We start from the raw sequence: 12,490 nt of genomic DNA, 5'->3' as shown, positions 1-12,490 counted from the left end.
TAGACTCTTCGCATGACCGGCTCGATGCTGACCCGCCCGCTCGCCGACGAGCTCGTTCGCGATCTCGCAGGATCCTCCGGCGATGCCGTCTCGGTGATCGCGCCGTTCACCGCCTGGGAGCTCTACCGCCTCCCCCACGCGACGGTCGACGAGGTGCAGCAGGCAGCCCGCCGCGCCCGCGACGCGCAGGAGGCCTGGTGGGCGGCCGGGCCCGCCCACCGCCGTCGCGTTCTGCTGCGCGGCCACGACCTCCTGCTCGAACGCCGCGAGCAGCTGCTGGATGCCGTGCAGTCGGAGACGGGCAAGACCCGCGGCCAGGCCTTCGAAGAGGTCTTCAACGCCGCCGCGACCACCCGTTACACGGCCCGCACCGCGCACCGCGCCATCGCGGGAGGCGGACGTCGTGCCGGCATTCCCGCCCTCATGCGCGCGCGGGTGCGCGTCGCCCCCAAGGGTCTCGTCGGTGTCATCACGCCCTGGAACTACCCCCTCGCCCTCGCCTCGATGGATGTCATCCCCGCCCTGGCCACCGGCAACGCCGTGCTGCAGAAGGCCGACGACCAGGGGGCTCTCTCGGTGCTGCTCGCACGACGGGCCTTCGTCGATGCAGGCCTCCCGCCCGAGCTCTGGGCCGTCGTCACCGGCCCCGGCGCCGAGGTCGGCTCCGCCGTCGTCGACGAGGCCGACTACGTCTGCTTCACCGGCTCCACCGCGACGGGCCGCACCGTCGCCCAGCGCGCCGCTGGCCGCCTCATCGGCGCGTCGATGGAGCTCGGCGGCAAGAACCCGCTGATCGTGCTCGACGACGTGAACCCCGAGAAGGCCGCCGCCGATGCCGCCTACGGGTGCTTCTCGGCCGCCGGTCAGCTGTGCGTCTCGATCGAGCGCATCTACGTCGAGCAGGGCGTCGCGGATCGTTTCATCCCCGCGTTCGCCGATCGCGTCGCGGGGCTCGCCCTCGGCACCTCGTTCGACTTCACCGCGGATGTGGGTTCGCTCGCGAGCGCCGCCCAGCTCGAGCGGGTGACCGCGCACCTCGAGGACGCGGTCGCGAAGGGCGCGACCGTGCTCGCGGGCGGACACCACCGACCCGACCTCGCGCCGTTCATGCTCGAGCCCACCGTCCTCACCGGCGTCACCGACGACATGGCGTGCCACCGCGGCGAGACCTTCGGGCCTCTCGTCGCGATCGAGATCGTCGACTCCGCCGAGCAGGCGATCGCGCGCGCCAACGACACCGAGTACGGGCTCAACGCATCCGTCATGGCGGGTTCGCGTCGCCGCGCGCGCGAGGTCGCTGCGCGACTGCACGCCGGATCCGTGAACATCAACGAGGGCTACCGCGCGAGCTTCGGATCGGTGGATGCGCCGATGGGCGGCGTCAAGCAGTCAGGGCTCGGTCGCCGCAACGGAATCGAGGGTCTGCAGCGCTTCGTCGAGGCGTCCACGATCGGCGAGACGACGGGCCTCATGCAGCTGCCGCGCACCGGCTACGAGTTCAGCCGGCTCACGGGCCTCATGGTCTTCCTGCTGAAGACCCTCAAGGCCGTCGGCTGGCGCTGACCCGCCCTCCCCGCCAGACCGCGCGCCCGGCCCAACCCCGAGGGGTCGCACATGACCGCCGACACGCCGTGGAGATGGTCATCTGCGACCCCTCCGCCGGGTGCGCGGGTACCGGATGCCCGCGGGTCGGCCAGCGAGCGGAGGCTCAGGTCGCTTCGGAGTCGAAGGGCGGCACCGCGCCCTTGCCGAGCCGACGCTGCCGCAGCTCGTACGCCGTCGCCGAACTCCGCTTCGGCGTCGCCGGTCCCGTGATGACGGGCGCGGACGCCGCCTCCTCCTCGAGGAGTGCGTCGCGGATGATGCGGCGAGGGTCGTACTTGCGCGGATCCATCTTCGCCCAGTCGACCTCGTCGAACTCCGGCCCGAGCTCCTCGCGCATGCGATCCTTGGCGCCGTTCGCCATCTGCCGAAGCGACTTCACGAGCCGCGCGAGCTGCGCGGCGTAGCCGGGGAGACGGTCCGGACCGACCAGGAAGACGGCGATCACCAGGATGATGAGCACCTTGTCGAAGGTCAAACCGAAGGACACCCGCCCAGGATATCGGTCTCAGCAGTGATGCGGCCGTACGCTGGGACCGGAGGCAACGCGTGACCGATAAGGAATTGAGCTGGAAGTACGCCGAGGAGTTCCCGGTGGAACCTCCGGCGACCCAGCTGGCCCGCCAGCACTCGCTGGAGCTGGGCATCGACCCGGTCTCCCCCGCGGTCGGCGCGCAGCTTGCGGTGCTCGCCGCGGCGAGCGGCGCACGCAGCATCCTCGAGATCGGCACCGGCGCGGGCGTCAGCGGGCTCTGGCTTCTGCAGGGCGCCCCGAAGGCCACCCTCACCTCGATCGACGTCGAGATCGACCACCAGAATCGCGCACGCCAGGCGTATCTGGACGCGGGCATCGCGGCATCCCGCGCGCGCCTCATCGCAGGGCGGGCCGTGGATGTGCTCCCGCGCATGAACGACTCCGCCTACGACCTCGTGCTCGTGGATGCCGACCCGGGCTCCGTGCTCGACTATGTCGAGCACGCCCTGCGCATCGTCCGTCCCGGCGGCATCGTCGCCGTCGCCCACGCGCTGTGGCGCGGTCGCGTCGCCGATCCAGCCCAGCGCGACGACACGGTCGCAGATTTCCGGGCCCTCCTCGCGACGATCGCCGAGTCGAGCGCGGTCGTCGCGGCACTCAGCACCCTCGGCGACGGTCTGCTGCAGATCGTGAAGACCGCGGACTGACAGCTCCCCACCGACATGGATGAAGGCCGGACCCCCGAGGGGATCCGGCCTTCACCGTGAGTAGGTCGCGCCGATCTAGACGGCGATCACTCCCGCGAGGGCGTCGTGAAGCTCCTTGGCCTCGGCGTCATTGACCGACACAACGAGACGACCGCCGCCCTCCAGGGGAACGCGCACGATGATGAGGCGACCCTCCTTCACAGCCTCCATCGGTCCGTCACCGGTCCTCGGCTTCATGGCTGCCATGAGTTGTCCCCTTTCAGTGGATGCGTAGCCCATTATCCCGTATGCGTGTGACAGTCACGAAATCAGGGTGGACTCCAGTCCCCAGGGCTCCGCCACCAGCACCAGTCGATCCACACGATCTGCAGCGCGATTCCGCTCATCAGAAGCAGAATCCGGAGCACGCGGGAGCGCGGCACGGCGAAGGCGCCGAGGGCTGGGGCGAGAGGCAGGAGCAGTCGCCAGGTGCTCGACTGCGGGAAGAAGACAGCCGTCAGATACAGGGCGAAGCCGACGAGCCAGAGGCGCAGCTCGATCGCGAGCCGGCGAGTCATCGGCAGCATCAGGAACACGGCGAACGCGGCGATCGTGAGGACGAATGCGACCACCGCCAGCACCCACGATCGGTCACCGGGAACCCCTGCGAACCGCAACCAGAACTCGAGCCCCTGCAGCCACCCCTGGAACGGCACCAGATGTCCGTGCCCGACATAGCCGGCGCGCCACGCGAGCTCGGTGTCGGTGTAGGCCGTCATCGATCCGGTCACGGCCCACGCGACTCCCGCCCACGCGAATCCGGCCGCGAAGCTCGTGAGCCCCGCGACCACGATCGCGACGAACTCCCGCGGAGGCAGCGGATGCCCCTGCGGATCCCGCACCCGCCGCACGATCCGCATCACGAAGTAGAGGAAGAGGAATGCCGCGAACGCGAGCCCCGTGGGGCGGGTGAACGACGCCACCAGGATCACGGGGATGAGCAGCCAGAAGCGGCGCCGCATCACGAGCAGCAACGCGAGGAAGAGCAGGGCGAGGCCGAGCGATTCGGCATACGCCACCTGGAACAGCGGCGAGACCGGGGCCACGCACAGCAGCGCCACCGCCATGAGCGCCTGGCTCCGGTCGAGCCCGCTCTCGCGCATGAGCATATGGAAAAGCAGCACTGCGGCGGCCCCCGCGGCGAGAGAGATGAGCACCCCCGCGATGGGGAACGGCACCCCGATCGCCGCGAACGCCGCGGTGAGGAGGGGGAACACCGGCATGAACGCCCACGCGTTCGTGTCCACGTGGCCATCCGCCGTCAGAGGCAGCTCAGCCGGATACCCCTGCTGGGCGATGAGCCAGTACCACTGCCCGTCCCAGTTGGCTGCGAAGCTGAAGTAGTCGAGCGTCGACGTTCCGTTCGCCTCACCCTGCAGCTCGGCGAAGCGCAGCAGGATCACGGTCGTCAGGATGCGGGTCGCCCCGTAGACGACGAGAACCTGCCCCCACCACGGGGTGAGACGCCAGCGGTCGCGGGCGCCGATCGTCAGCTCGCGGAGGTCAGCCATCGACGCAGGCCGGTCTCGACGCGCTCGATCTGGGCGAGCGGCACCCGCTCGTCATCCGCGTGCGCGAGCGAGGGGTCACCCGGGCCGTAGTTGACGGCGGGGATGCCGAGAGCGCTGAAGCGCGCGACATCCGTCCAGCCGTACTTGGGGCGCGCCTCTCCCCCGACCGCGTGCACGAACTGCTGCGCGAGGGGAGCGTCGAGGCCGGGGCGTGCGCCTTCGGCGAGATCGGCGACGGTGATCTCCGCGTCGATGCCGGCGAAGAGCTCCTCGAGGTGAGCGAGCGCCTCTGCACCGCTGCGGCTGGGGGCGAAGCGGTAGTTCACGTGCACGGTGCACTCGTCGGGGATCACGTTGCCGGCGACGCCGCCGGAGATCCGCACCGCCGAGAGGCTCTCCCGGTAGGCGAGGCCGTCGACCTCGACCGTCTGCGGTTCGTAGGCTGCGAGGCGCGCGAGGACAGGGGCCGCGGCGTGGATCGCGTTGTCGCCCATCCAGGCGCGGGCCGAGTGGGCGCGCGTGCCGCGCGTCGTCACGTCGACACGGATGGTTCCGTTGCAGCCACCCTCGATCTCGCCGTTCGACGGCTCCCCGAGGATCGCGAAGTCCGCCTCGAGCAGCTCCGGGCGCTCGCGCGCGATGCGTCCGAGGCCGTTGAGCGAGGAGTCGACCTCCTCGTTGTCGTACCAGACCCACGTCACGTCGACGACAGGCTCCGTGAGCTGCACCGCAAGCGCCAGCATGACGGCGCAGCCGCCCTTCATGTCGACGGTCCCCCGACCCCAGAGGATCGTCTCGCCGTTCTCCTCACGGAGCTGGGCCGGGAGGTTCGCGTTGATCGGAACCGTGTCGATGTGTCCTGCGATCACCACCCGCTGCGGCCGCCCGAGGGTGGTCCGCGCTACGACGGCATCGCCGTCGCGCACGACCTCGAGGTGCGGCACTGCCCGGACGACGGATTCGATCGCGTCCGCCAGCTCCCGCTCGCCACCCGACACCGAGGCGATGTCGACGAGCTGCCGAGTGAGGTCGGACGTGGACGCGGAGAGGTCGAGGGGGCGCACGGGTCAACATTACCCAGCGGATACCCTGGAGGTATGACGACCGCATGGGGCTATGGACTCGCAACGATCGCCAGCGACGGAACGGTGCTCGACACCTGGTTCCCGTCGCCCGCACAGGGAAGCGCGCCCGCCGGCGTCGAGCCGCCGCAGGCCGTGCTCGAGGGTGTCGGCGAGGACGCCGTGCGCGATGTGCGCACCGAAGCCGTGCTCGTCGAGATCGACACGGATGCGGCTCCCGCTTCCACCCCGGACGCCTACCTGCGCCTGCACCTGCTGTCGCACCTGCTCGTGAAGCCGAACGAGGTCAACCTCGACGGCATCTTCGCTCACCTGCCGATCGTCGCGTGGAGCAACGCCGGCCCCGTCCACCCTGACACTCTGCGGACCGCGCGTGCGCGCCTGCAGAAGGCCGGCATCACGGTCGAGGGCATCGACAAGTTCCCGCGCCTCACCGACTACGTCGTGCCGGACCGCGTGCGCATCGCGGATGCTGCGCGCGTGCGCCTCGGCGCGCACCTCGCGCCCGGCACCACCGTCATGCACGAGGGCTTCGTGAACTTCAACGCCGGCACCCTCGGCGCTTCGATGGTCGAGGGCCGCATCTCGCAGGGCGTCGTCGTGGGCGACGGCAGCGACATCGGAGGCGGAGCGTCCATCATGGGCACGCTCTCCGGCGGCGGCACCGAGAAGATCGTCATCGGCGAGCGTGCGCTCCTCGGTGCGAACTCGGGTATCGGCATCTCGATCGGCGACGACTCGGTCGTCGAGGCGGGCCTCTACGTGACGGCGGGCACCAAGGTGACCTACCACCTGCCCGCTGGCCCGCGCACGGTCAAGGCGGTGGAGCTCTCGGGCGTCGCCGGCATCCTCTTCCGCCGTAACTCGGTGAGCGGTGCGGTGGAGGCGCTCCCCCGCAGCGGCCACGGTATCGAGTTGAATGCGGCGCTGCACGCCTGAGGCGTCCCGCACACTCTGACGCCCCGTTCTGGATCTCCAGGGCGGGGCTTCGTCGTTTCTCCGGGGCGCTCTGGAACGGGTGAAGCGCGCTGCCGGTGGATGTGCGAAAAGCCCACCTGGTGGGGTGGGCTCGAGATGAGGGGTGGTGTGCGCGGCTGTGGTGGTGGTGGTGGTGTGTTAAATGCGAAAGGGCCCACCCGTGAGGGTGGGCCCTTTCGTAAAAGGAGTCCGGCGGTGTCCTACTCTCCCACAAGGTCCCCCTTGCAGTACCATCGGCGCTGTAGGTCTTAGCTTCCGGGTTCGGAATGTAACCGGGCGTTTCCCCTACGCTATGGCCGCCGTAACAATATTGATTGTATCAGCCATGTGCTTCGATTCTTGTTCGAAGCGGGTTCCGACCGTCAATCGGGAACCACAAAGTGGACGCGTGCAACATAAACTTATGTGTTGTCAAGTTATCGGCTTATTAGTACAGGTCAGCTGCATGGGTCTTTAGTCCCCACTTCCACATCCTGCCTATCAACCCAGTAGTCTAGCTGGGAGCCTCTCCCCCGAAGGGATGGAAATCTCATCTTGAAGCCGGCTTCCCGCTTAGATGCTTTCAGCGGTTATCCGTTCCGAACGTAGCTAATCAGCGGTGCTCCTGGCGGAACAACTGACACACCAGAGGTTCGTCCATCCCGGTCCTCTCGTACTAGGGATAGATCTTCTCAAATTTCCTACGCGCGCAGCGGATAGGGACCGAACTGTCTCACGACGTTCTAAACCCAGCTCGCGTACCGCTTTAATGGGCGAACAGCCCAACCCTTGGGACCTACTCCAGCCCCAGGATGCGACGAGCCGACATCGAGGTGCCAAACCATGCCGTCGATATGGACTCTTGGGCAAGATCAGCCTGTTATCCCCGAGGTACCTTTTATCCGTTGAGCGACAGCGCTTCCACAAGCCACTGCCGGATCACTAGTCCCGACTTTCGTCCCTGCTCGAGCCGTCACTCTCACAGTCAAGCTCCCTTGTGCACTTACACTCGACACCTGATTGCCAACCAGGTTGAGGGAACCTTTGGGCGCCTCCGTTACTTTTTGGGAGGCAACCGCCCCAGTTAAACTACCCACCAGGCACTGTCCCAGAACCGGATTACGGTTCGTAGTTAGATATCCAGAGTGACCAGAGTGGTATTTCAACAATGACTCCACGAACACTGGCGTGCCCGCTTCAAAGTCTCCCACCTATCCTACACAAGCCACACCGAACACCAATACCAAGCTGTAGTAAAGGTCACGGGGTCTTTCCGTCCTGCTGCGCGTAACGAGCATCTTTACTCGTAGTGCAATTTCGCCGAGTTCGCGGTTGAGACAGCTGGGAAGTCGTTACGCCATTCGTGCAGGTCGGAACTTACCCGACAAGGAATTTCGCTACCTTAGGATGGTTATAGTTACCACCGCCGTTTACTGGGGCTTAAATTCAGAGCTTCGCCGAAGCTAACCCCTCCTCTTAACCTTCCAGCACCGGGCAGGCGTCAGTCCGTATACATCGACTTGCGTCTTCGCACGGACCTGTGTTTTTAGTAAACAGTCGCTTCCCACTGGTCTCTGCGGCCCTGCAGCGCTTCCCGGAGCAAGTCCGTTCACGCCTTAGGCCCCCCTTCTCCCGAAGTTACGGGGGCATTTTGCCGAGTTCCTTAACCACGATTCTCTCGATCTCCTTGGTATTCTCTACCTGACCACCTGAGTCGGTTTGGGGTACGGGCGGCTGGAACCTCGCGTCGATGCTTTTCTTGGCAGCATAGGATCACCCACTTTTTATCCGCATCGTGTCTCAGCCTTCATGAGAGACGGATTTGCCTATCTCTCGGCCTACGCACTTGCCCCGGGACAACCATCGCCCGGGATGGGCTACCTTCCTGCGTCACACCTGTTAATACGCTAGCCGCACCAGCATGGGGTCGAGCGTTAGGCCGGACGTTTCACCCCGAAGGGATCCATCTACCGGATTAGGACTCTTAGCACCACTGGATTAGCTTGGGCGGTTCTTCGCCGGTACGGGAATATCAACCCGTTGTCCATCGACTACGCCTGTCGGCCTCGCCTTAGGTCCCGACTTACCCAGGGAAGATTAGCTTGACCCTGGAACCCTTGGTCTTTCGGAGGACATGTTTCTCACATGTCTTTCGCTACTCATGCCTGCATTCTCACTCGTGTGGCCTCCACGGCTGGGTTACCCCGCCGCTTCGCTGGCCACACGACGCTCTCCTACCGATCCGCACGGCTGGACCACGAAGGCCTACCTATAATGCGAATCCTACGACTTCGGTGGTGTGCTTGAGCCCCGTTACATTGTCGGCGCGGAATCACTTGACCAGTGAGCTATTACGCACTCTTTCAAGGGTGGCTGCTTCTAAGCCAACCTCCTGGTTGTCTCTGCAACTCCACATCCTTTCCCACTTAGCACACGCTTAGGGACCTTAGTCGGTAGTCTGGGTTGTTTCCCTCTCGACGATGAAGCTTATCCCCCACCGTCTCACTGCTGCGCTCTCACTTACCGGCATTCGGAGTTTGGCTGACGTCAGTAACCTTGTAGGGCCCATCGGCCATCCAGTAGCTCTACCTCCGGCAAGAAACACGCAACGCTGCACCTAAATGCATTTCGGAGAGAACCAGCTATCACGAAGTTTGATTGGCCTTTCACCCCTATCCACAGCTCATCCCCTCGGTTTTCAACCCAAGTGGGTTCGGTCCTCCACGACGTCTTACCGTCGCTTCAACCTGGCCATGGATAGATCACTTCGCTTCGGGTCTAGGGCATGCGACTCATTCGCTCTATTCGAACTCGCTTTCGCTACGGCTGCCCCTCACGGGTTAACCTCGCCACATACCACTAACTCGCAGGCTCATTCTTCAAAAGGCACGCTGTCACACCTGCTAGGGGTGCTCCAACGGTTTGTAAGCAGACGGTTTCAGGTACTATTTCACTCCCCTCCCGGGGTACTTTTCACCTTTCCCTCACGGTACTTGTCCGCTATCGGTCATCTGGGAGTATTTAGGCTTACCAGGTGGTCCTGGCTGATTCACACGGGATTTCTCGGGCCCCGTGCTACTTGGGATCCCTTCCAACGCTGTGCGACATTTCGGTTACGGGACTGGCACCCTCTCTGGTCGGCCTTTCAATGCCGTTCACCTATATCGCACGAGTCGCAGTGAACTTCGGCAGAAGTTCGTGAAGGTCCCACTACCCCGACCATGCAACGCCTGCCGGCTATCACACATGATCGGTTTGGCCTCTTCCGGTTTCGCTCGCCACTACTAACGGAATCACGGTTGTTTTCTCTTCCTGTGGGTACTGAGATGTTTCACTTCCCCACGTTCCCTCTACCCGCCCTATATATTCAGGCGGGAGTCATCAGGTCGTCTTGCAACGCCTGACGGGGTTTCCCCATTCGGAAATCCTCGGATCAAAGCTCTGTTATCAGCTCCCCGAGGCTTATCGCAGATTCATACGTCCTTCTTCGGCTCCAGATGCCAAGGCATCCACCGTCTGCTCTTAGAAACTTGACTACATGAGTTTATTTAGAATCGATCGGCCACACCCGAAGGTGCAGCAGATTGACCAATGATCTATCGGGAACAGCCTCAGAAAGGCTGCTCCTTGTTTGATCATCTTGTAGATCGAGGTCCGAAGACCTCGTTCTAAGATGCTCGCGTCCACTGTGTAGTTCTCAAATGACGGGCGGTATCCGCCGGCTCAAGCAAGTGATGCTCTCCCCGTCCGGATCCGAAGGTCGTTTCGCCGCATTCCTGCGACTGCCCGGTCCTTCAGGACCCAACAGCGTGCATGTCACCCGATTTCTCTTCCGACCCGTTCCTACCGGCAAGCCGGTGTACTAGCGTCTCGAGGATCCTCGAGCGACCTATGTCTATGTTCCACCCATGAGCACCACCTGAAGACATTCGCTTCAGAAGTGGCTCTGTCACTCCGAAGAGTGCAGTGCTCCTTAGAAAGGAGGTGATCCAGCCGCACCTTCCGGTACGGCTACCTTGTTACGACTTAGTCCTAATCACCGATCCCACCTTCGACAGCTCCCTCCTTGCGGTTGGGCCACTGGCTTCGGGTGTTACCGACTTTCATGACTTGACGGGCGGTGTGTACAAGGCCCGGGAACGTATTCACCGCAGCGTTGCTGATCTGCGATTACTAGCGACTCCGACTTCATGAGGTCGAGTTGCAGACCTCAATCCGAACTGAGACCGGCTTTTTGGGATTCGCTCCACCTTACGGTATTGCAGCCCTTTGTACCGGCCATTGTAGCATGCGTGAAGCCCAAGACATAAGGGGCATGATGATTTGACGTCATCCCCACCTTCCTCCGAGTTGACCCCGGCAGTCTCCTATGAGTTCCCACCATTACGTGCTGGCAACATAGAACGAGGGTTGCGCTCGTTGCGGGACTTAACCCAACATCTCACGACACGAGCTGACGACAACCATGCACCACCTGTATACGAGTGTCCAAAGAGTTCTACATTTCTGCAGCGTTCTCGTATATGTCAAGCCTTGGTAAGGTTCTTCGCGTTGCATCGAATTAATCCGCATGCTCCGCCGCTTGTGCGGGCCCCCGTCAATTCCTTTGAGTTTTAGCCTTGCGGCCGTACTCCCCAGGCGGGGCGCTTAATGCGTTAGCTGCGACACGGAAACCGTGGAATGGTCCCCACATCTAGCGCCCAACGTTTACGGCATGGACTACCAGGGTATCTAATCCTGTTCGCTCCCCATGCTTTCGCTCCTCAGCGTCAGTTACGGCCCAGAGAACTGCCTTCGCCATCGGTGTTCCTCCTGATATCTGCGCATTCCACCGCTACACCAGGAATTCCATTCTCCCCTACCGCACTCTAGTCTGCCCGTACCCACTGCAGGCCCGAGGTTGAGCCTCGGGTTTTCACAGCAGACGCGACAAACCGCCTACGAGCTCTTTACGCCCAATAATTCCGGATAACGCTTGCACCCTACGTATTACCGCGGCTGCTGGCACGTAGTTAGCCGGTGCTTTTTCTGCAGGTACCGTCACTTTCGCTTCTTCCCTACTAAAAGAGGTTTACAACCCGAAGGCCGTCATCCCTCACGCGGCGTTGCTGCATCAGGCTTTCGCCCATTGTGCAATATTCCCCACTGCTGCCTCCCGTAGGAGTCTGGGCCGTGTCTCAGTCCCAGTGTGGCCGGTCACCCTCTCAGGCCGGCTACCCGTCGTCGCCTTGGTGAGCCATTACCTCACCAACAAGCTGATAGGCCGCGAGTCCATCCCAGACCGAAATTCTTTCCAGCTCCTAGCCATGCGGCTGAAGCTCGTATCCGGTATTAGACGCCGTTTCCAGCGCTTATCCCAGAGTCTGGGGCAGGTTACTCACGTGTTACTCACCCGTTCGCCACTGATCCAGAAGGAGCAAGCTCCCTCTTTCACCGTTCGACTTGCATGTGTTAAGCACGCCGCCAGCGTTCATCCTGAGCCAGGATCAAACTCTCCGTAAAGGCTTGATAACCAGACCGAAGCCCGGTAAATCAGTTGCTATCATCACGGGGAAAACCGTGAATCATGCGAGTTTAATCTGACTAAAGGATTGTCTACTGACAATCCGTCAATCCAAAGGAATCTCAACCCAGCCGAAGCTGGACGAGGTATAATTTGGCATATGACATAGTGCACGCTGTTGAGTTCTCAAGGACCAGACGCACCTGCTGCTCACCGTCACCGGCTCGCCCACAGGGCAACTTCTCTATCCTGACCCCTCCCCCGGTTGCCTGTCAAATCGACTGGCTTCCTTCGGAAGGCCATCCCTCAGACGCTGTCTCTCGACGTTGTTCTGAGGGGGTTTCGGTTCTGCCACTTGAGGGGGCGGGGCCTTGGCCTCTCCGCTCTTCCCTGTGGGGCCGAACAAGTAAGACATTACGCGGATTCCGGCCCTCCCGCCTAATTCCGCATGCATCCCGGGCGTGTCGCCCATGAAATCAAGGATCTGCAGGGATCCGAGGCCCTCTCAACCCCCGCCGAGCGACCCGCCGAGCGAGTCGGCGAGCCTGCCGGCGTGATCCGGCGTGCCGGGCGCGCCGGCACCGGATACGCCGAAGCGCCGCACACCCAGAAGG

Annotated in this window: 7 protein-coding genes and 3 rRNA genes; 3 read left to right on the top strand and 7 right to left on the bottom strand. The window is 63.3% G+C overall.

Features of this window, described 5'->3' with window-relative positions; genetic code table 11:
- The first annotated feature begins 12 nt into the window (after positions 1-12).
- On the top strand, positions 13-1,563 hold the full coding sequence (locus HCR12_RS04155; RefSeq protein WP_166869524.1) for a succinic semialdehyde dehydrogenase: 1,551 nt from the start codon (positions 13-15) through the stop codon (positions 1,561-1,563).
- 145 nt (positions 1,564-1,708) lie between these two features.
- Here the strand turns inward: HCR12_RS04155 and HCR12_RS04150 are convergent, their stop codons facing one another.
- Entirely contained in the window at positions 1,709-2,092 is a 384-nt protein-coding gene (locus HCR12_RS04150; protein WP_166869525.1) for a twin-arginine translocase TatA/TatE family subunit, read from the bottom strand.
- A gap of 59 nt (positions 2,093-2,151) precedes the next feature.
- Here HCR12_RS04150 and HCR12_RS04145 point away from each other — a divergent pair, with 59 nt between their 5' ends.
- Complete coding sequence (locus tag HCR12_RS04145) at positions 2,152-2,784, top strand: O-methyltransferase (RefSeq protein ID WP_166869526.1); 633 nt, start codon at positions 2,152-2,154, stop codon at positions 2,782-2,784.
- Positions 2,785-2,859: 75 nt separating this feature from the next.
- On the opposite strand, the gene HCR12_RS04140 is transcribed toward HCR12_RS04145, so the two are convergent.
- The 3 genes from HCR12_RS04140 to dapE all read right to left on the bottom strand — a co-directional run bounded on the left by HCR12_RS04140 (position 2,860) and on the right by dapE (position 5,398).
- Positions 2,860-3,030, bottom strand: coding sequence for a DUF3117 domain-containing protein (locus HCR12_RS04140; protein ID WP_166869527.1), 171 nt, complete (start codon positions 3,028-3,030; stop codon positions 2,860-2,862).
- Positions 3,031-3,092: 62 nt separating this feature from the next.
- Complete coding sequence (locus HCR12_RS04135) at positions 3,093-4,334, bottom strand: hypothetical protein (RefSeq protein ID WP_224763656.1); 1,242 nt, start codon at positions 4,332-4,334, stop codon at positions 3,093-3,095.
- Positions 4,313-5,398: a succinyl-diaminopimelate desuccinylase gene (dapE, locus tag HCR12_RS04130; RefSeq protein ID WP_166869528.1), complete on the bottom strand. Its 1,086-nt coding sequence runs from the start codon at positions 5,396-5,398 to the stop codon at positions 4,313-4,315. Before dapE ends, HCR12_RS04135 begins: the two co-directional genes overlap by 22 nt.
- Before the next feature lie 33 nt (positions 5,399-5,431).
- Between dapE and dapD the strand changes: the two genes are divergently transcribed.
- Positions 5,432-6,355 (top strand): 2,3,4,5-tetrahydropyridine-2,6-dicarboxylate N-succinyltransferase, encoded by a 924-nt coding sequence (gene dapD / locus HCR12_RS04125; protein ID WP_166869529.1) that lies wholly within the window; start codon positions 5,432-5,434, stop codon positions 6,353-6,355.
- A 226-nt stretch (positions 6,356-6,581) separates the two neighbouring features.
- Here dapD and rrf read toward each other — a convergent pair.
- The 3 genes from rrf to HCR12_RS04110 all read right to left on the bottom strand — a co-directional run bounded on the left by rrf (position 6,582) and on the right by HCR12_RS04110 (position 11,875).
- A 5S ribosomal RNA gene (gene rrf, locus HCR12_RS04120) occupies positions 6,582-6,698 on the bottom strand.
- Positions 6,699-6,801: 103 nt separating this feature from the next.
- Positions 6,802-9,909: ribosomal RNA gene (locus HCR12_RS04115) — 23S ribosomal RNA — on the bottom strand.
- 441 nt (positions 9,910-10,350) lie between these two features.
- Positions 10,351-11,875, bottom strand: a 16S ribosomal RNA gene (locus HCR12_RS04110).
- Together the 16S, 23S and 5S rRNA genes form the textbook arrangement of a ribosomal RNA operon.
- Positions 11,876-12,490: the final 615 nt, after the last annotated feature.

The organism is Salinibacterium sp. ZJ70 (assembly GCF_011751865.2).
GTDB lineage: Bacteria > Actinomycetota > Actinomycetes > Actinomycetales > Microbacteriaceae > Homoserinibacter.
The sequence above is the reverse complement of the archived record's forward strand: the minus strand, read 5'-3'. Positions and strand labels throughout refer to the sequence as shown.